17 protein-coding genes are annotated in these 18,277 nt (G+C 54.7%); 9 read left to right on the plus strand and 8 right to left on the minus strand.

All coding sequences use genetic code 11. The annotated features are described in order from the left end of the window. Window positions 1-36: 36 nt before the first annotated feature. From E8D52_04260 to tldD, 5 genes are all read right to left on the minus strand, one after another. Window positions 37-492: a hypothetical protein gene (locus E8D52_04260; GenBank protein TKB70266.1), complete on the minus strand. Its 456-nt coding sequence runs from the start codon at window positions 490-492 to the stop codon at window positions 37-39. A 22-nt stretch (window positions 493-514) separates the two neighbouring features. Beyond that, window positions 515-1,072 carry a YbhB/YbcL family Raf kinase inhibitor-like protein gene (locus E8D52_04265; protein TKB70267.1) on the minus strand — a complete coding sequence of 186 codons (558 nt, stop codon included), beginning with the start codon at window positions 1,070-1,072 and terminating at the stop codon, window positions 515-517. A gap of 59 nt (window positions 1,073-1,131) precedes the next feature. After that, window positions 1,132-1,836, minus strand: coding sequence for a dienelactone hydrolase family protein (locus E8D52_04270; GenBank protein TKB70268.1), 705 nt, complete (start codon window positions 1,834-1,836; stop codon window positions 1,132-1,134). A gap of 51 nt (window positions 1,837-1,887) precedes the next feature. After that, on the minus strand, window positions 1,888-3,237 hold the full coding sequence (locus E8D52_04275; GenBank protein TKB70377.1) for a TldD/PmbA family protein: 1,350 nt from the start codon (window positions 3,235-3,237) through the stop codon (window positions 1,888-1,890). Window positions 3,238-3,349: 112 nt separating this feature from the next. Next, window positions 3,350-4,780: a metalloprotease TldD gene (gene tldD / locus E8D52_04280; GenBank protein ID TKB70269.1), complete on the minus strand. Its 1,431-nt coding sequence runs from the start codon at window positions 4,778-4,780 to the stop codon at window positions 3,350-3,352. 206 nt (window positions 4,781-4,986) lie between these two features. Here tldD and E8D52_04285 point away from each other — a divergent pair, with 206 nt between their 5' ends. From E8D52_04285 to E8D52_04315, 7 genes are all read left to right on the plus strand, one after another. Further along, window positions 4,987-5,772 (plus strand): isoprenyl transferase, encoded by a 786-nt coding sequence (locus E8D52_04285; protein TKB70270.1) that lies wholly within the window; start codon window positions 4,987-4,989, stop codon window positions 5,770-5,772. Then, a complete protein-coding gene (locus E8D52_04290; GenBank protein TKB70271.1) occupies window positions 5,631-6,668 on the plus strand; it encodes a phosphatidate cytidylyltransferase in 1,038 nt (345 codons plus the stop codon). The genes E8D52_04285 and E8D52_04290 overlap by 142 nt, the downstream gene beginning before the upstream one ends. A gap of 18 nt (window positions 6,669-6,686) precedes the next feature. After that, window positions 6,687-7,847: a 1-deoxy-D-xylulose-5-phosphate reductoisomerase gene (locus tag E8D52_04295; protein TKB70272.1), complete on the plus strand. Its 1,161-nt coding sequence runs from the start codon at window positions 6,687-6,689 to the stop codon at window positions 7,845-7,847. 63 nt (window positions 7,848-7,910) lie between these two features. Beyond that, window positions 7,911-9,302, plus strand: coding sequence for an RIP metalloprotease RseP (rseP, locus tag E8D52_04300; GenBank protein TKB70273.1), 1,392 nt, complete (start codon window positions 7,911-7,913; stop codon window positions 9,300-9,302). 7 nt (window positions 9,303-9,309) lie between these two features. After that, window positions 9,310-11,040: a proline--tRNA ligase gene (locus E8D52_04305; protein ID TKB70274.1), complete on the plus strand. Its 1,731-nt coding sequence runs from the start codon at window positions 9,310-9,312 to the stop codon at window positions 11,038-11,040. Between the two features lie 189 nt (window positions 11,041-11,229). After that, complete coding sequence (locus E8D52_04310) at window positions 11,230-13,551, plus strand: GspE/PulE family protein (protein TKB70275.1); 2,322 nt, start codon at window positions 11,230-11,232, stop codon at window positions 13,549-13,551. A 71-nt stretch (window positions 13,552-13,622) separates the two neighbouring features. Then, window positions 13,623-14,867, plus strand: a complete 1,245-nt coding sequence (locus tag E8D52_04315) for a DUF3393 domain-containing protein (GenBank protein TKB70276.1) — start codon at window positions 13,623-13,625, stop codon at window positions 14,865-14,867. Window positions 14,868-14,941: 74 nt separating this feature from the next. Here the strand turns inward: E8D52_04315 and E8D52_04320 are convergent, their stop codons facing one another. Genes E8D52_04320 through E8D52_04330 form a run of 3 tightly spaced genes read right to left on the minus strand, consistent with a single transcriptional unit; the run spans window position 14,942 to window position 16,925 of the window. Further along, window positions 14,942-15,340 (minus strand): PilZ domain-containing protein, encoded by a 399-nt coding sequence (locus E8D52_04320; GenBank protein ID TKB70277.1) that lies wholly within the window; start codon window positions 15,338-15,340, stop codon window positions 14,942-14,944. A 37-nt stretch (window positions 15,341-15,377) separates the two neighbouring features. Further along, the gene (locus E8D52_04325; GenBank protein TKB70278.1) at window positions 15,378-15,578 is read right to left on the minus strand and encodes a hypothetical protein; all 201 of its coding nucleotides are present in this window, start codon (window positions 15,576-15,578) and stop codon (window positions 15,378-15,380) included. A gap of 60 nt (window positions 15,579-15,638) precedes the next feature. Then, window positions 15,639-16,925: a DEAD/DEAH box helicase gene (locus tag E8D52_04330; GenBank protein TKB70279.1), complete on the minus strand. Its 1,287-nt coding sequence runs from the start codon at window positions 16,923-16,925 to the stop codon at window positions 15,639-15,641. Between the two features lie 553 nt (window positions 16,926-17,478). On the opposite strand from E8D52_04330, the gene E8D52_04335 reads away from it, so the two are divergent. Together E8D52_04335 and E8D52_04340 are read left to right on the plus strand one after the other, a co-directional pair. Continuing rightward, the gene (locus E8D52_04335) at window positions 17,479-17,766 is read left to right on the plus strand and encodes a hypothetical protein (protein TKB70280.1); all 288 of its coding nucleotides are present in this window, start codon (window positions 17,479-17,481) and stop codon (window positions 17,764-17,766) included. Between the two features lie 210 nt (window positions 17,767-17,976). Next, window positions 17,977-18,246 (plus strand): RNA-binding protein, encoded by a 270-nt coding sequence (locus E8D52_04340; GenBank protein TKB70281.1) that lies wholly within the window; start codon window positions 17,977-17,979, stop codon window positions 18,244-18,246. The last annotated feature ends 31 nt before the right edge of the window (window positions 18,247-18,277 follow it).

Genomic DNA, 18,277 nt, shown 5'->3' on the forward strand with positions numbered 1-18,277 from the left:
TCATGGCGTCCACTATTGACAACCGAGGTCACCCTATCAGGCGTTCGATCTTGCGGTCGACGAGGTGTCTGAATCAGCAGATTGACTGTCTTCTAGTTCGGCAGGTTTTTCTTCTTCCGGCACGTCGAACCATTGGACCAGCATCTCTTCCCACCAGGCCTCGGTCACTTCCTCTCCTGGGTCGGCCCCTAGGAAGGCTACGTCCTCTTGCTTGATGGTGGCACCAACGAGCTGCGGTTGGAATTTTGCGCGATTGATAACTTCCTTCGTGGCATAGCCGCCGATGATCCAGGAGTCTGGATCGGCTCGGCGAGACTTGTAGGCCTTCAAGCCATGCTTGAGATATATAAAGATCTGCTGTTGAACCGGATCGGTGACGCCGGTCTGTGGGAGACTGAGCGTTTTTTCTATGTGCTTTCGCCAATGCCGATCGTCGTACCGTGACGTGATCAGCTGCAGCATCTTCTTTCCCAGCTCAGTATCAAGTGGCATAGCGTGAGATTCTTACTCGTCGTTATTTGCGGCTATACAGGCCGGTGAAGGAAGCTTTGGCCAGAGCATTCTGATTGAGATAGTACCCGACCATTGCGCCGGATGCCTGAGGCTTCAACGACAATTGATCTACTTTTAATGCATACACCGTAAAGATGTAGCGATGTGATTTATGGCCGGCAGGAGGACAGGGGCCACCGTAGCCGGGCTCACCGAAGTCCGTCATGCTTTGCACCGCGCGTTGCGGCTCACCGGAGCCGCCCGGCTTTCCGGCGCCCGCGGCGAGTGCCGAGATATCCGGAGGAATATTGAAGATGACCCAATGCCACCAGCCGCTACCGGTGGGCGCATCCGGATCATACATGGTCACGGCAAAACTCTTGGTCCCCTTCGGAGCGTTGGTCCAACGCAATTCCGGTGACACATTGTCGCCGGTGCATCCAAATCCGTCGAAGACATGCGCCCTGCCGATCGTGCCCTTAGGCTTAATGGTCGGACTGGTGAGCTGAAAATCGGCCGCAGCACTGATGCCAGGCATGAGCGCGATCGCACATAGAATGCTGCTCCAGATCAGTCTCATACGCCGAGTCTCTCTTGAATGTAGAAAAAGTCCTCTGAGTTCGTCTCGTGTTGCGCGAGCTAACCGAGCTGTTGCTTGAAGAAGGCCTTCGTCCTCGCCCAGGCGTCCTTCGCAGCCTCCGGCCGATACACGGATGGATCGGCATCTCGGAAAAACGCATGAGGAGCACCAGGATAGGTTTTAATCTCGCCGGCTTTCCCATACTTCTTCAACGCCGTGGCCAGTCGCTGGACATCCGCCTTGGTAATCCAGCCATCGTCTTCACCGTAGAGGTACAGCACCGGGCAGGCCAGCTTCTGAATCGGCGTATCAGGATTGGGCACTTGGCCATAGAACGGCACTGCCGCTTTGATCTCCACATTGACGCAGGGCAGCATGAGCGCATAGGAGCCGCCCATACAGAACCCTGTGAGACCAATCCTCGTGGCATCGACCTCTGGAACTGATTTTAGATACCCCACGGTGGCATTCAAATCAGCGAGGCCGTCTTCCTGTTTCAGCGTATTCATGAGTTTTCCGGCTTCTCCGGCATCTGTCGTAAGGGCATATCCTAGGCGCGAGTAGAGGTTCGGCGCGATCGCGACATAGCCTTCTGCCGCATAGCGCCGCGCAATATCTTTTATGTGATCCGTGAGTCCCCACCACTCCTGGAGGACGATGATGGTCGGTCGTTGCTCTTTGGTATGCGGAGCTGCGACGAACGCCTTCATCGTCACGCTTCCACTCTGATACTGAACGGACGTTTCTCGAATGGATTCAGCCATGGGTCCGACCACGCTCAAGACTCACAATTCAACCCTGTGCCTAATGCGCGGCTAGTTGCCTGCCACCATCAGTTCTGAAATTTTCAGCGTCGGGCTCGCAATTCGCCCCCGAAACACGAGGTCGCTCCCAATCACTTCGATATCCTTGAACATCTGCTTGAGATTCCCCGCGATGGTGATTTCTTCGACGGGGTAGGCCAATTCTCCGTTTTCAATCCAAAACCCACTGGCCCCTCGTGAGTAATCACCCGTGACCATATTGATTCCGAATCCGATCAACTCGGTGACGTAAAGCCCTTCCTTGACGGAACCGATAATCTCCTGAGCGCTCTTCAGTCCTGGGACGAGATAAAAATTCGTCGGGCCGACAGACGGACTCTCGCCCACACTCCGTGATGCGTTGCCGGTCGAGGGCAACCCCAGTTTCCGTCCAGAGTAGGTATCAAGTAGATAGCTCCGTAACACACCTCGCTCCACGATCGTGTTCTTGCGCGTGGCCAATCCTTCGCCGTCAAACGGGCGAGATCCAAGGCCTCCGGCCATCCGGCCGTCGTCGTACACAGTCATGCGATCGGACGCAATCGTCTGACCAAGCTGATCGAGAAGGAACGAGGCCCGCTTGTAGAGACCGTAGCCGGAAATGGCCCCACACAAGTTTGCGAGCAGGCTCCCAGCCATCTCTTGGTCAAACACCACCGGTACTCGCTTGGTCGCCACTTTGCGTGCGCCCAAGCGACGAACGGCTCGTTCGGCCGCCTTCTGCCCGATCGATTCCGCTGAGGCCAGCCGTGCAAATTTTCGCTGCACCTCATACCAGGCATCCCGCTGCATAGCACCGGTTGTGGACTCAGTTGCAATCGGAGAGACGGATAGCGAAAAGTTTGAACTCTTGTAGGACCCGACGAACCCATGGCTGTTCGCCAGCACCACTCGTCCCGATGATGAATCAAACTCCGCACCTTCCGAGTTCGTAATGCGTGGATCCGTGGCAAACGCTGCCGCTTCTCCGCGCTTGGCCCAATCAATCTGCGTTTCCGTATCGAGCACAGTCTCATCGTAGAGATCAAGGCTCGGCTGGTCCGTCGCCATCTGAGCCCCATCTGGTAACCCCGATACGTCATCCTCAACAACCGCCTTAGCCAAGGTGCAGGTGTCGGCAATAAGCCGTTCAAGAGAGTCTTGTGAAAAGTCAGATGTCGAGGTCGTCGCCGAGCGTTTTCCGATGAAGACGCGTAGTCCGAGCCGCTTCTCTCTCGCCTTCGTCAATCGATCGACCGTACCGACCCGTACTTGGACCGAAAAGGTCTCACCATCGGCCACCACGATATCGGCCTCTGTCGCGCCGCAGGCTTTCGCACGAGCCAGAACATTGGCAGCCAGCTGCGCATAGCCGTTGGTGATTGTGGCAGGCTCTGTCCCTCGTTGCCCTTGATGCACACGCCCTCTTTTCTATCAGTTGTCATGTGGTCGGCCACTTTGGTGGGCCGTGAGACCATAATGACTTGTGACTCTCTTACCTCTGCGTACCCCCGACCGTGATTTCGTCGATTTTGAGGGTCGGCAAGCCGACTCCGACCGGCACCGATTGGCCGTCCTTCCCACACGTCCCGATCCCATTGTCGAGTTTCAGATCATGCCCCACCATCGAAACCTTGGTGAGGATCTCCGGCCCACTCCCGATCAATGTTGCGCCCTTCACCGGCTTCGTGATCTGTCCGTCCTCGATGAGGTACGCCTCGCTGGCAGAGAACACGAACTTCCCGTTGGTGATATCAACCTGTCCACCGCCGAACGAGACGGCATAGAGCCCTTTCTTCACCGACCGAATAATGTCCTGAGGATCCGACTCACCGGCCAACATAAAGGTATTCGTCATACGGGGGAGCACCACACTTTGGTAATTCTCACGCCGACCGTTACCGGTCAGAGGAATGCCCATGAGGCGAGCGTTGAGCTTATCGGTGATATAGCGGCGGAGAATGCCCTTCTCGATGAGTGTCGTGCAGCTGGTTGGCGTTCCCTCATCATCCATATTTAACGAACCTCGGCGAAATGGAAGGGTTCCATCGTCGACGATCGTGCAGACGTCCGACGCCACGCGTTTCCCGAGCAAGCTTGAGAAGGCCGACGTCTTTTTCCGGTTGAAGTCGGCTTCCAAGCCATGTCCGATCGCCTCGTGCAGTAGGATACCGGGCCATCCACCGGCCAACACCACAGGCATCACCCCGGCCGGAGCATCCACAGCAGACAAGTTCAGGATCGCCTCTCTCGCCGCTTCTCGCGCATAGCTCAAGTGTCGATTGTCCTCGAGGTAGTACTCAAATCCAACCCGACCGCCCCCGCCGAAGCTCCCGACCTGTCGATTGTCACCGTCCTCGGCAATACAGGTGATCTGCAGACGGGACAACGGTTGACTATCGCCGACCAGTGTCCCATCAGAGGTCGCAACCGCCACCACCTTGTATTCGGTGTTAAACGAAGCCATGACGTTCTTAATGCGGGGATCGTACCGTCTGGCCTCGGCATCAATTGCGTTTAACAGCGCCACGCGATCAGCCGTGGCAACCTCGGCCTTCGCTCGTTCGATCGGATAGAGGTCTCTGGTCGGTCGGCACTGGGTGGGCACCGGCACAGGAGAAGCTCCCTGAGGAGAATTAGCGATGTAGCGTGCCGTGTCGGCCGCAATCTCCAGATCCCTTTTTGTGAGTTCATCTGAGTAGGCAAACCCTGTCTTCTCACCGGCAATTGCACGGACGCCGACGCCTTGAGAGACACTCTTGGCTGCACGCTTCACGATGCCTTCCTCCATCGATACCGACTCTGAGGTGCGGGACTCAAAATAGAGGTCCGCATAGTCAATATCCCTCATGTTGAGCCGATCGAGTGCGTGTTGAGCTTCGAGTTCAGTGACACCGAATTTGGCTAGCTGAACCGGCTCGAGCATAGTGATGGACGCCTCCTTGTCTCTGTTGAGTAATGGGCGAGTATAGCCCATTCATTTCTGCCGTCGCAATGTAATGACTCCTCACTGATTTGGGTTGCTGAAGTCGTTTCCGAGTTATCGTTTGACATTCCATACCCCCGACAGTAGACTTTCCCCACTTTTCTCCCTGCTAACATTGAACATGAGGAACGCGCTCTAGGCTCGTTATGGCACACCCTCCGGCTTCAAGTTTCGAGCACCTGTCCGAGAGCGAATTGACCGCCAAGTTGGAACCGGAACTGCTCCCTAAACATATCGCGGTCATCATGGATGGCAACGGGCGGTGGGCGGAACTCCGTGGTCTCCCTCGCATCGCAGGCCATCGCGAAGGCATCAATTCCGTCAGGGAGATGATCACCCTCTGTCTGGAACTCGGCATTCATGCCCTGACGATCTATGCGTTTTCACAAGAAAATTGGAACCGTCCGACACAAGAAATCAGCGCTCTCATGGGACTCTTGGAACATTACCTCTCCACAGAGCGAGCCAGCTTGATTGAGCAAGGCGTGCGCTTCCGCACCATCGGTCGCCACGAGCTGCTTCCTTCATCGGCTCAACACTGGATTCGCACAACCGAGAAGGAAACAGCGCATCTCGATAAGCTGATCCTAACGGTCGCCCTCAGCTACGGAGGACGAGCAGAAATCGTCGATGCCGTAAAAACACTGGTCGAGAACGTCCAGGCGGGAACCCTCCAACCGAACCGTATCGATGAAGCCACGATTCAACAGTACCTCTACACCCACCCGCTTCAAGATCCGGACTTACTGATTCGGACAAGTGGAGAAGCCAGGATCAGCAACTTTCTCCTATGGCAACTGGCCTACACAGAATTGTGCTTCACGCCGACCTTGTGGCCGGACTTTCGACGACGGGAGTTTCTGCTCGCGCTGATCGAGTATCAAAGACGGGAGCGTCGCTTCGGCCGAGTGCTGAGTACTGTGTCTTCGTAACCTATGTGGGACATCCATCCATCACCGAAGCAATCGCCCACAGCTCGACATCCGTGACCACCACACCTGCACGCCCCAAACAGTTCGATATCAGGCGTCTCTATACTGCGGCTGTGCTGATCCCGGCCGTCTACCTCATCATCGTCCACCTCACGCCCTGGGCCTTAACGCTGCTCTTGATCGCCGTCGGCTCTCTGGCCCTGCTCGAACTGTATCGTCTCAGCTTCCAATCGCGGTTGAATCATGTCCTCGTCGGTGTCGGGTCGGCAACCTATGTTCTGACCCTCGCCCGATCTCATGTGTCTCTCCCGCTTCCCGAGCTTCTTCTCGGCGGTGCGTTCATGATTGCCGTAACAGCCTCTTTTGTTGCCACATCCGCAAAATATCGATGGAAGGACGCGCTGATCACCATGTTCGGCGTGCTCTACGTGGGCGTCACCCTCAGTAGTATTGTATCGACCCGCGCGCTGCCGACCGGGGAATTCCTCGTGCTATTTCTGGCGGTGGTCACATGGGCTTCTGACACCGGGGCGTACTACGCCGGGACCCTGTGGGGCAAACACCTTCTCATGCCGTCGATCAGTCCCAAGAAGACCGTTGAGGGGGTACTTGGAGGGCTCATATTGGCCGTCGCTGCCGCCATCGTGGCTCAATGGTGGTTTGCCTCACAACTCTCACTGTTAGATGCGTTCATCCTTGGCGTACTGCTGACGGGAACTGGGCTCATCGGAGACCTGTTCGAATCCATGATTAAGCGACGCACGGGCGTCAAAGATTCCGGTGGAATCTTGCCAGGCCATGGCGGTATGTTGGATCGGCTCGATAGTCTCTTGTTCACCGCCCCCACCTTCTACTACTATGTCGCCTACGTTCGAGACCTGGCACCGCCTCTATAAGAGTGGAGAGGAGAGGATATGAAGTCGATTATCATCTTGGGATCAACCGGATCGATCGGAACCAATACCCTCGATATCGTTCAACGGTTTCCCGATGAGTTCCGCGTCGTCGGCCTGACGGCCGGCAACAATATCGACAAGCTTGAAGCCCAGATCCGCCAGTTCGCACCTATCGCCGTGGCGGTCTCTACGGAATCCTCTGCGGCATTGCTCAGAAACCGGTGCGCCGATCTTCCGGTTGAGGTCATGGCCGGCGGAGAAGGCATTACACAGGTCGCAACGGGGCTCGATGCCGAATTGGTGATTTCTGCCATCGTGGGAGCAGCCGGACTCGTACCGACCCTGTCCGCCATCCGCAGTGGGAAACACATTGCCTTGGCCAATAAAGAACCGATGGTGATGGCCGGCAAGCTGATGCAGGATGAGGCTAGAAAACATGGGGTCAGGATTTTTCCAGTCGATAGCGAACATAGTGCCATTTTCCAGTCATTGGAAGGGCATCGGATTGAAGACGTCCGGCGAGTGATACTCACAGCGTCCGGCGGAGCCCTGTGGACACTGCCCCAGGAGCAACTCCTGCATGTGACGCCGGAACAAGCCCTGCAGCATCCGAACTGGAAGATGGGATCTAAGATCACCATCGACTCAGCGACGCTGATGAACAAGGGACTGGAAGTAGTAGAAGCACGCTGGCTCTTCAATATTCCCGAGTCCAACATCGACGTGCTGGTTCATCGAGAAAGCATTATCCACTCTCTCGTAGAATATAAAGATCGATCCATGATCGCCCAACTGGGTCTCCCGGATATGCGAACTCCGATCTCGTACGCGATGCGTTACCCCGCCAGAATGGCGCTCGACCTCCCCTCACTGGATTTGACGGAAATTGGACGATTGACCTTTTGCAAACCCGACCATGATCGCTTTCCGTGCCTCAACCTTGGGTACGAGTCGCTTCGAATCGGCGGGACCATGCCTGCCGCCATGAATGCGGCCAATGAAATCGCCGTCGATGCATTCCTCAACCATGGCCTTTGCTTCAGTGAGATCCCGCAGGTCATTCGCAGTACTATGGAGGCGCATGCGCATCAAGAGATTACCTGCCTTGATGATGCGCTAGAAGCGGATCGATGGGCTCGAGAAAAGGCGGAATCGTTGGTGCATGCGTTACCTCGCTAACGATCGTTTGCATTTCACGCAGCGAATGTTAGAGTAGAAGATCACACTCGATAGGGAGTTCCGATGACGTTCGCTCTTACCTGGTCCCCCGATACATTGTGGCTGCTCCTTCAGAAGGCCTGGTGGTTCCTTGTGGTCCTTGGCGTGCTCGTCGCCTTCCATGAGCTCGGCCATTTCCTCGCCGCTCGATGGGTCGGAGTGAAAGTCCTCAAGTTTTCCATCGGCTTTGGCCCGAAGTTATTCGGTCGCCAGGTCGGCGAAACCGAATATCTCGTCTCCGCCGTCCCGCTCGGTGGGTACGTCAAGTTGTTTGGCGAGGATGAGACGGAGGCCACAACACCTGAGGACCGGCGGCGATCATTTTCACACCAGGGCTTGTGGGGAAAGGTTCTTATCGTCGCGGCTGGCCCGGGGTTTAATTTCATTCTGGCCTACTTGATCTTCGCCGGATGGCTGTCCACTGGTGCACCATTGTTTGTCCCAACGTTTCACGATCTGAGTGCTGATGTCGAGGCTCTGGCTCCCGGCTCTCCCGCATCAATGGCAGGGATGGAAGTTGGAGACCGCATCGTCAAGATGAACGGCAAAGACATCTCGACCAAAACGGAGTTACTGGACCTCGTCTCCAAGAGCAAGGGCCAGCCTGTTTTACTCGAAGTCCGACGAGACGATCAGCTAAAAACACTGACAGCCACGCCTATACCAATCACTGGAGAGGGGGCCAGCAGCAACGAACCGCTGTATACGATCGGCGTTGAAGAAACGCCTCCTCTCGTCACCTCGGTTATGCCCGGATTACCCGCCTCCCTGGCCGGATTCAAGCCAGGCGATCGAGTCGTCGCGATCGATGGCCACGCTATCTATACCTGGGCACAGATGACGACTCAGGTACGGGAACACCCGCAGAAGTCACTGAAACTCGACGTCCTCCGCGACGGAATACGGACCACGCTGACCGTCACGCCAACCAGTGAAAAAGTGACGATGAACGGACAGACGCTCGAAGTCGGAAAGATCGGCATCGCGGGACCTGGCCGTTCATTGATGCGCTCCGACAACGCAGCAGCAGCTGTATATCAAGGACTCGAAGCTACGTGGGGATGGACTGAATTGACTGCGGTTGGCCTCTATAAAATGATCGTGGGGGATATTTCGAGCAAGAATATCGGTGGACCGCTGACGATCGCCAATATTTCCGGTGAAGCGGCCTCCCAGGGCGCCTCTAGTGTCGTGTTCCTGATCGCCATCTTGAGCATCAACCTCGGGGTCCTCAATTTGCTGCCGATCCCGATCCTCGACGGCGGCCACTTGCTCTTTTTCCTGATTGAGGGCATTCTGCGCAAGCCACTCGCAGAACGGCAACGAGAGGTTGCCCAGCAGGTCGGGTTAGTTCTGTTGGTTGGCGTCATGATCTTTGCCTTCTGGAACGACCTGGAACGCATCTTCTCCCACTAACCTTCTCATGAAAACATCCCAGTTACTCATCCCCACACTACGGGACGATCCCGGCGAAGCCGAAACCGTCAGCCACCGATTGATGCTGCGTGCCGGACTGATCCGAAAGGTGGCAGCTGGCATCTATACCTATCTTCCACTTGGTCTCCGTGTCATCCGCAAAATTGAGCAGATCATTCGAGAGGAGATGAACCGATCCGGCGCACAAGAACTGCTGATGCCGATCGCCTCCCCTGCTGAACTCTGGAAAGAAACAGCCCGATGGGACTACTACGGGAAGGAACTACTTCGATTCAAGGATCGTCACGAACGAGACTTTTGCCTAGGCCCGACGCACGAAGAAGTCATTACCGATCTCTTCAGGCGAGAAGTGCGATCCTACCGACAACTCCCGCTCAATTTTTACCAGATCCAAACCAAATTTCGTGATGAGATCCGCCCGCGATTTGGGCTCATGCGAGGGCGGGAATTCATCATGAAGGATGCCTATAGTTTCGACATCGATGAGGCTGGCGCTCAGGTCAGCTATCAGAAGATGTACGACGCCTACACCCGAATCTTCACACGATGCGGCCTCACCTTCCGGGCGGTGGAAGCCGACACAGGTCTCATCGGTGGGGATGTCTCACACGAGTTCATGGTGCTGGCCGATACCGGCGAAGCGATGGTGGCATATAGCGACCAGGGTTCTTACGCCGCCAATCTTGAACGGGCGGAAGTACTTCCTCCATCTGATATCGACACCACCCCCCTTCTCCCCCTAACGCCGATCGATACGCCACAGCGCCGGACAGTGAAAGAGGTCACAGCCTTTCTGCAGATTACACCCCGTCAACTCGTGAAGACACTGCTGTACCGCGCAGGCACCGAAACCGTCGCCGTGCTGATCCGGGGAGATCATGAAGTGAACGAAGTCAAATTAGCGCGTTTGCTCAAGGTGACTGATGTGACGTTGGCCGACCCCGTGACGGTTCAACAGGTCACAGGCGCTCCTCCAGGATTCGCCGGACCAGTCGGCCTGCAGCACGCACGAATCCTGGCGGATCACGCCATTCAGGGAATGACCAATGTCGTCATCGGTGCCAATAAAGCCGATACGCACTATCAGAATGCCAATCTCAACCGTGATTTCACTGCCGAACAATTTGCCGACCTTCGCAATGCGCAAGCCGGCGACCCGGCTCCCCGAGGACCAGGTGCGCTAACACTTGCCAAGGGCATCGAAGTTGGACAGGTATTCTTACTCGGTACCAAGTATAGCCAGAAAATGAATGCCACCATCCTCGACGATCAGGGCAAGGAGCGCCTGGCTGTTATGGGTTGTTACGGCATTGGCGTTGGTCGGACAGCCGCTGCGGCGATCGAGCAAAACCACGATGAGAAGGGCATCATCTGGCCGTTTCCTATCGCGCCATTCCATGTCCACCTCCTGACGGTCAGCCAATCAGAAAAGACGACCGACACCGCTGCACGTCTCTATACCGATTTGATGGCGGCAGGTATCGAGGTCTTATGGGACGACCGTACCGATCGCGCCGGTGTTAAATTCAATGACGCGGATCTGATCGGCGCCCCATTCCAACTCGTCATCGGCGACAAAGGCCTTGCGGACGGCGTTGTGGAAGTCAAGATTCGACGAACCGGGATCAAATCCCGCATCGCACCCAGTGAGCTTGTCACTCACCTCAAGCAACTTTCTTTTGAAGCCCATCCATCCGCGAGCTCACCTCTCGCTTAGTTCCAGAGCTGAATCGCTCACGCTTTCCAGAAATGCACCGACAGAAAATGCCTTTTCCTTGCCTTCCCGATCTGTTCGTTTAGACTGAGACTCGACGTCTCAGTTCACAACATTTCATGATCAGGCACCTATTAATCCAGCGCATAACCTGACTGATTCACGTCTCAACCACAAGGAAAGCGCAGTCGGATGCAAGCCAAGCCGATGACTCAGAATCCTCAGGAATTGCAGCACAAGGCCGAGCATGCCGAACATGTTAACCGTATTACCACCCAGATTCATGCGGCCAGCAACCTTGATCAAATCCTTCTGGACTTGCATAAAGACATCTTAAGTTTGTTCGACGCAGAGGATTTGACTCTTTTCGCATTCGACACGGAGAAGAAGGAAATCTTCTCCAAAGTTCCTCACATCGACGGTGTGGACGAAGTCCGCATCCCCATCACTGAACAAAGTCTCGCTGGGTTCTGTGCCAAGTATCTTCGCCCTGTTAACATTGCCGACGCGTACAACATCCCAGAACTCCAAGGCATTCATCCGTCCCTGCTCCACGATACATCCTATGATAAACGAACCGGATTCAGGACCAAGCAGGTCCTGACGTATCCAATCGTGGCCGACAATAAATACTTAATGGGGGTGCTGCAACTCCTCAATAAGAAAAGCGGCAGTCGATTTACTCGAAAAGATGAAGAGGTCGTTGATGAGATTGCGAAAGCGCTCGGCATCGCCTTCTTCAACCTCCGTCAAACCTCAAAAAAGAACCCCACGAAGTTCGATCTCTTAGTCAACAACAAGCGCATCACACAAAATGAACTCGACCAGGCCATGGCTGACTCGCGGAAAGGGATGAGCGATCTAGAGAGTCTTCTCATCGAAAAACACAAGATTCCAAAACTCGATATTGGTAAATCGCTCGCCCAGTTCCATAAATGTCCATACATCGAGTACAGCGAACGTACCATCGTCGACGTGGAATTACTGAAGAACCTCAATGTCGACTATCTCAAAAAGAACCACTGGATGCCGCTCAAGCGAGATCGTACGGCAATCGAAATTCTGACCGACGATCCAGGAGATCTCGACCGCGTTCAAGACATCAAGCGGACCTTTCCAGGCCTTAACATTCGATTCGCCGTCAGTCTTCGCCGGGACATCGCCCAATTTCTGAGTTCCGCGACTGGACAGAGTGACGGGGGTGGCAATGGACGAAAACTCGACGAAAATGTGTCCGATATTCTCGGCGAACTGGTTACGGAGGCACAGGCCGAAGCAACTGAAGAATCTGCGGGTGGCGGACTCGACGAAAACGACAACGCAATCGTCCGCCTGGCCAACCAAATTATTGCCGATGCCTACCGGCAGAGTGCGTCAGACATTCATATCGAACCGTACGGAGAAAAACGTGAAACGTTGGTCCGTTTCCGAGTCGATGGAGAATGCTTCGAGTACATGAAGATTCCGCAGAGTTACCGCCGTGCAATCGTCTCCCGCCTCAAGATCATGGCCAGCCTGGATATTGCCGAGCGCCGCAAGCCTCAGGACGGAAAGATCAAATTCAAACTTTCAGAGACAAAAGAAATCGAACTCCGCGTTGCGACCCTCCCCACCGCCGGATACAACGAAGACGTGGTCATGCGTATCCTCGCAGCGAGCGAACCACTGCCACTCGACAAAATGGGGTTCTCGGAGCGGAACCTCAAAATGCTGAAAGAGATTTCAGAAAAGCCTTATGGCATCATTCTCTGCGTCGGTCCGACTGGCTCTGGAAAGACAACCACGCTGCACTCAGTCCTGGGCAACATTAACACCCCGGACATCAAAATATGGACCGCCGAAGACCCTGTCGAAATCACACAGTATGGCCTGCGCCAAGTGCAGGTACAGCCGAAGATTGGCCTCACCTTTGCCACTGCTATGCGCGCATTTCTCCGCGCCGACCCCGATGTCATCATGGTAGGAGAAATGCGGGATAAAGAGACGGCTGACACCGGCATTGAAGCGTCGCTCACCGGCCATCTCGTGATGAGCACGCTGCATACCAACAGCGCCGTCGAAACGGTTACTCGCCTGCTCGACATGGGCTGCGATCCATTCAGCTTTGCCGATGCCATGCTGGGTGTGCTGGCGCAACGGTTGGCTCGTCGAATCTGCAAAGACTGCAAAGAGCAGTACGTCGGAAGCAAAGAGGAGTACGAAGAACTCCGACTGGGTTACGGGCCTGAGCATTGGGACAAGCTCGGTATCAAGCAAGATACTACGTTCCGCCTTTCCCGTGGGAAGGGCTGTGAAACGTGCAACCGTTCAGGCTTTAAGGGACGAGTCGCCTTACACGAACTTCTACTGGGCACAGATCAGATGAAGCGAATGATCCAGCAGAAATCGCGCACCGAGGATATGCTCAAAACTGCAATTGGAGAGGGAATGACAACGCTGGTGCAGGACGGGATTCAAAAAGTCTTACAAGGCCTTACAACTAACAAAGAAGTCAAAGCGGTCGCCATCAAATAGGCCTTCTGACTTCAGCCAATAGACCCAGCTCTGGGATCACCCCCTTCACTCTTTCCCCACAACCATGTAAAATGCTCCACGCAGTATCCAATACTATGGTACGAATCACCTCGCTTTTCTTGGCCCCACTGCTCATTCTCACGGGATGTGAATCCACGGACCGTGTCCTCACGAACGCTGAACGGGTCCTCGGGAGCCGAACTAGCAGGACCGTACTCGACATTGCCACAGGCAAAGACCCCAAGCAAATACTCAAAGAGCGCGTCGACGCCTACCAGCGAGACCCCGAAGCCGTGATCAGAGATCTGCGGACGATTCAACGTGATTTCAACACCCTCATGACCGCATTGACCGGACGAGTCCGACAAACCTGGGGCGAGAAGGAAGTGAAGGTCCCAGAACAGAAGAAGTACGTGAAGTACACCCAGAACTATATGAGCCGAACCATCGTCGACTTCGATAATGGCACGATCGTCGTAGAAACCTTGGATGATAAAGCACCGAAAGAGAGCTTGAAAAACGCGATCATCACAACCTTGCTCACACCAGACGATCCGCGCTCTGTCGATCTTTTTTCCGACAAGCCTGTCACGCTGACCAGTGACCGGCCTCCATATTTATTGGGACTAGTACAGGATCAGCAAGGACAGTCAATCCGCACCCCCGCACAAGCGGAAGCGTTGGCAATATCAACGATTGAGGGTGCAAAGACGCGGACGGTGGACCTGAACGGAGGGACAAAGCAAGCGCTGATCGCCGAAATCAAGATGGTGGCAAACTTCTCGAATAAGCAAGCAGAAAAATACCGAGCCACCGTTACCCGATTTGCGGAGCAATTCAAGATCAGCCCAAGCCTCATTTTTGCTGTTATTCGAACGGAAAGCAACTTCAACCCCTTCGCTGTTAGTTCCGCCCCCGCCTATGGTCTCATGCAGCTCGTACCCACTAGTGGCGGGCGAGATGCCTACCGAAAAGCAAAGGGAACGGATACGATTCCATCGCGTGAATATCTCTTCGATCCAGAGAACAATATCGAGTTAGGCAGTGCCTATCTCAATGTCCTGTCCTACAATCTGCTTGAAGACATCGGGAATGAGGTCTCGCGAGAATATTGCGTTATCTCGGCTTATAATACAGGCCCACGAAATGTCTTTAAGACATTTGCGAGTGACAACAGGGCTGCCCTCAATCAAATTAATAGCCTTGAACCACCAGCAGTCTACGACCGATTACGCAACAACCTCCCCTACCAGGAAACGAGGGACTACCTCGTCAAAGTCGTCACCTTCCGGAAACAGTTCGTGGCTCTGCCCTAAAGGCAAATCAGTGCCTGCTGAACGCCCATACTACAGTTGAGGACAATTGCCACTCGCGAGGCGGCAGGTGAGAGTTAGGCCGTCAACATCGGCCCAGACTGGGAGAGGTGTGTAATGACGCTCTGGAGATGCTTGTTCACGGCTGGCGAGAGTCCCTCAAACTCCACACCATAGGTGTACTCTTTACCCCACCGAACCGTCGCGGCTTCGATGACCGTTGCTGTTGTCTGATCTGGAAAGCGAAGATTCATGGCAATTCGGTCTCCCGGCGTAATCACCGCTTCCGTCATCACACGTGCCCCTTTAGTAGACACGTCAAAAATTATCCCTAACCCCTGTTCGACAACCCCCTTTCTGACCACACCGACGCGGGCCAATGAACAAGGAAATGGAGCCGGCACTCGTACGCGGGGATGTTTGCGTAATTGTGGGGTATTTTGCCCAGTGATGGCCTTCAAATCTAGATCTTCCATATTGTTTCCTCTTTCGCCAAGCCTGCAGCCTGTTGCATTAGGTCAACCATTTACGTGACAGCTGAGCCAGCCTTTTGATGGCTAGCCCGTTGACCAAACCCTTGGTCAGGCGGACCACGGCGAGTGCGATCGCAGCAGGAACAGTGTCATTGGGTAATCGAAGGGTGAGTGAGATCTGATCACCGGGCTTGATCGATGCCTCAGGGCCCACTCGCACGCCGTGTAAAGACGGGTCCACATCCACCTCGTGAGACACAGAGTATCTCACGAGGGGTCGTTTGGGAACTATTTTCGAAACTTATGCACGTATTGCAGGCGAGGCATTGCGCGAGGATGGCTCGGCGTGATCTCCCCTTGGGTTCGGACGGCGGTGTCGGCTGGCAAACCTCGAGCGACTTGGAGCGGAATGCTCGTCCCGATGTGCCCGACTATCCTCGCCATGCATCACCGGCAACGAAGTTCTGCTTCCCGGCGCAAGCGGGACTGCATGTCCCAAGAGGCGCTCAATATCTCGAAGTTGCTGCCGGTCTTCACCCGTCACAAAACTTGTGGCGCGGCCGGTTGTCTTCATTCGAGCCGTGCGGCCAATACGATGGACGTAATCTTCTGGGCAATTGGGTAGATCGAAATTAATCACGTGGCCGATGTTCGCGACATCGATCCCTCGCGCAGCAATATCCGTCGCGACCAGCACCCGAAATGACCCACGTCTAAAACCTTCTAGCGCGGCGCGCCTCTGTGAGAGACTCCGGTCTCCATGCAACACAGCCACTCGATGGCCTTCGCTACCCAGCATACGCCCCAACCGATCGGCACGGTGCTTCGTCCTGGTGAACACCAGAGCCGTATCCTGATCGGCCTTCAATAACGACAAGAGAAGATCGGGCTTCTCGCCCTGGGAGGTGTAATGAATCCCCTGCGTGACCCCATCAGCTGTCGTGGCAGACGGCGCGACCATGACGCGCACCGGATTCTTCACATTGGCTTGAACCAATCGAGCCAGATCTGTTGGCAGGGTGGCCGAGAAGAGAAGAGTCTGTCGCTCTTCAGGCAACGCATCAAGAATCTGATTGATCTGAGGTGCAAAGCCCATATCCAACATCCGATCCGCCTCATCCAATACCAAGATCTTCATAGACGACAAGACAATCGTGCCGTTCCACATGTGATCCAGAAGACGCCCAGGCGTCGCTATCAAGATGTCTGGTCGCTGTCGCAAGCCCCGTACTTGGGCTTGCATATCGGCGCCTCCAACTATGACGGTCGCGGAAATGCGCCGACTCCGGCCAAGCTTATCAATCGTCGTCAGGGTCTGCAATGCCAGCTCACGGGTTGGCGCTAAGATCAATGCCTGCGGTTGCCCCTTCGGCAATGCAGCGAGTCGTTCGACGATTGGAATGACAAAGGCTGCGGTTTTACCCGTCCCGGTCTGGGCACATCCAATGACATCTCGCCCAGCGAGCGCGGGCGGAATGGCTTGTTCTTGAATGGGCGTGGGTGATGCGAACCCGGCATCAGCCAGGTCCCGGAGCAGCCCCTCGGACAAACCGAGGGCGTGAAAATTGGTGTGAACAGAGGTATTCACTACACTATCCTTTCAGTATGATCGCATTTATGACGGGATCAGAGAACCGAGGGGAGAGACAACCGAGAATGGTGCAACTCCAAACTGGACCTGGTCGCGATGCGATCGCGAAGTCCGATATAGTTGGAACATCTCCTCGCCGGACTACTACGAGATAAATGTGTCGTTACCATACAGCATGGCCATCCTGACGTCAACCAGTTCTTCAATAGATACGAAAGACTAGATAATTGATAGATCATGCACCTTGTCGCCTACTCCTCTACCATGAGCCTTGTAGCGAGGTTTGACTCCTTCACAAATTACATGTTATAAGATATTTCCTTGCAAGCTATTGTCCTCTCCGTGCACTCCTCGTACTCACTCCCAGTGTTGGCAAGATAGTCTGGGTAACATCACCAACCTGATGCTCCTCCGCCTGAATGGTAGAGGCAGACATCCAGATAGCGTGGCAGGTCCATTAGTGGAGCTGAAACAGAGCTATTGAGTTTCTCTGTCAGACAGCCACTGACTTGAGCTTCGTGTTTGTACAGTTTGTACAGAAGGACGCTCCATGAATCTCGCTTCAGTTTGGAAAAGTCGCAAAGCAGGAAAGAAAAAATCCGCTCATAAACCGAAAATCCGCTGGCAACTGCTAGGGTTGACTGATCCCAATTCGGTCGACAATACATCCTCAATCGAGGTCATCAGACGCGAAGTCGCTTCGTTGGCAAGACATAGTCTTGGAGAAGATACCCGTTTGCGTTCCACTGCCAAAGCAAGCAAAGCCTCAGACGGGAGAAAGAAATCATTCAGTACCAGTCCCCATGGAAAGACCGACCAGGCAGGAAACAGCATCTGAGCGATACCCTACCTATAAACGGTGAAGCGAGAAAACATACTCATATCCACCGCTCAGAACTTCCTCCAATGGCTCATTCACAATCTTATCGGTACGGCTGCATTGCCTTACCTCACAGGAGTACTTGGTGTCCTCTCCTATGCCCCTTCGAACCGCGAGACGAGCGCTAGCTCTTATCGATGGAGATGCTCGCGGCATCCAACATGATCCATGGTCATGAGTAACTGCATCGTGTATGTCGGCGGCCTCGAAGAAGCGACTTCTGATTGTCAGCTCCGCGACTTATTCGGAACCTATGGCACCGTCGTTCGCGTCCATGTCATCCGACACAAACACAGTGAAAAATCTGCCGGCTATGGTTTTGTGGAAATGGGCTCAGGTGAGCAAGCTCGCCATGCTGTCAGTTCCCTGGAAGGGGCATTGTTTGCAGGCAATTGTTTGCGACTCTACGTCACGACTTATGCATCCATTCTCGCCTAAGCTTCCCCTCAGATGGGCGCAAAGGGGATCC

Origin of the sequence: Nitrospira sp. (genome assembly GCA_005116745.1) — a bacterium.
GTDB lineage: Bacteria > Nitrospirota > Nitrospiria > Nitrospirales > Nitrospiraceae > Nitrospira_D.

Excerpts from the sequence above, each read along its gene's own strand:
- E8D52_04315 (TKB70276.1), top strand. The coding sequence starts at position 13,623 with ATGCTCCACGCAGTATCCAATACTATGGTACGAATCACCTCGCTTTTC.
- E8D52_04270 (TKB70268.1), bottom strand. The coding sequence starts at position 1,836 with ATGGCTGAATCCATTCGAGAAACGTCCGTTCAGTATCAGAGTGGAAGC.
- E8D52_04285 (TKB70270.1), top strand. The coding sequence starts at position 4,987 with ATGGCACACCCTCCGGCTTCAAGTTTCGAGCACCTGTCCGAGAGCGAA.
- tldD (TKB70269.1), bottom strand. The coding sequence starts at position 4,780 with ATGCTCGAGCCGGTTCAGCTAGCCAAATTCGGTGTCACTGAACTCGAA.
- rseP (TKB70273.1), top strand. The coding sequence starts at position 7,911 with ATGACGTTCGCTCTTACCTGGTCCCCCGATACATTGTGGCTGCTCCTT.
- E8D52_04290 (TKB70271.1), top strand. The coding sequence starts at position 5,631 with ATGGCAACTGGCCTACACAGAATTGTGCTTCACGCCGACCTTGTGGCC.
- E8D52_04310 (TKB70275.1), top strand. The coding sequence starts at position 11,230 with ATGCAAGCCAAGCCGATGACTCAGAATCCTCAGGAATTGCAGCACAAG.
- E8D52_04295 (TKB70272.1), top strand. The coding sequence starts at position 6,687 with ATGAAGTCGATTATCATCTTGGGATCAACCGGATCGATCGGAACCAAT.
- E8D52_04265 (TKB70267.1), bottom strand. The coding sequence starts at position 1,072 with ATGAGACTGATCTGGAGCAGCATTCTATGTGCGATCGCGCTCATGCCT.
- E8D52_04260 (TKB70266.1), bottom strand. The coding sequence starts at position 492 with ATGCCACTTGATACTGAGCTGGGAAAGAAGATGCTGCAGCTGATCACG.
- E8D52_04335 (TKB70280.1), top strand. The coding sequence starts at position 17,479 with ATGAATCTCGCTTCAGTTTGGAAAAGTCGCAAAGCAGGAAAGAAAAAA.
- E8D52_04340 (TKB70281.1), top strand. The coding sequence starts at position 17,977 with ATGGTCATGAGTAACTGCATCGTGTATGTCGGCGGCCTCGAAGAAGCG.
- E8D52_04320 (TKB70277.1), bottom strand. The coding sequence starts at position 15,340 with ATGGAAGATCTAGATTTGAAGGCCATCACTGGGCAAAATACCCCACAA.
- E8D52_04305 (TKB70274.1), top strand. The coding sequence starts at position 9,310 with ATGAAAACATCCCAGTTACTCATCCCCACACTACGGGACGATCCCGGC.